Raw genomic sequence first — 617 nt, 5'->3', positions numbered from 1 at the left:
ACAACATTCAGGAGTTGAGACTCGCTGCCCTGATGCATGACATCGGGCACGGGCCGGTATCCCACCAGTTTGAGAGTTTTATGCCTTGTAAGCACGAATTCTCCGATGTTCTCCCCACGGCCTACCATTCAATCATTGATGTATTAAGCAAGCCAGAACAGAAAGTTGAACATGAACATCTTTCGCTGTTGTTCAGCCTGATGATTTATCATGATCTGAGAAAACAAGGTAAGGTCGATGACGAAATAAATATCGAAAATGTGTTAAAAATTATCGAAAAAAGATACGGTGACCAACAGATCATTGAGGAAATTAATGGAAAGGCAACAGATATCCTGCCGTTAATGACCTCGATCATCTCTTCCTGTCCGATCGATGCCGACCGGATGGATTACTTGCTCAGAGATGGCTATTTCTCCGGCGTCAAGTGTGGCATCTACGATTACAATCGCTTGTTTATGTCAATTGTCCCGGTCGAGGAACAGGGAAAATTGTACCTTGCTTACAAAGAGAGTGGGATTGATTCGATCGCTGAGTTTATTGGGGCGCGCTCCAGCCTTTTTTCGCAGGTATATTACCATAAAACAAACCGCGCCTTTGCGACGATGTTGAGCACA

At 44.6% G+C, this 617-nt stretch carries 1 protein-coding gene; it reads left to right on the top strand.

Going from position 1 to position 617, the window contains the following annotated elements; all coding sequences use genetic code 11:
* Nucleotides 1–14 precede the first annotated feature (14 nt).
* Nucleotides 15–617 (top strand): HD domain-containing protein (locus ACFPZN_RS56455; RefSeq protein ID WP_465252318.1); only part of this gene is annotated, 603 nt, incomplete at its 3' end.

Source organism: Actinomadura rugatobispora (genome assembly GCF_042656285.1).
Classification (GTDB): domain Bacteria; phylum Actinomycetota; class Actinomycetes; order Streptosporangiales; family Streptosporangiaceae; genus Spirillospora; species Spirillospora rugatobispora.
Note: the sequence above shows the minus strand (reverse complement) of the source record. Positions and strands in the feature narration are given on the sequence as shown.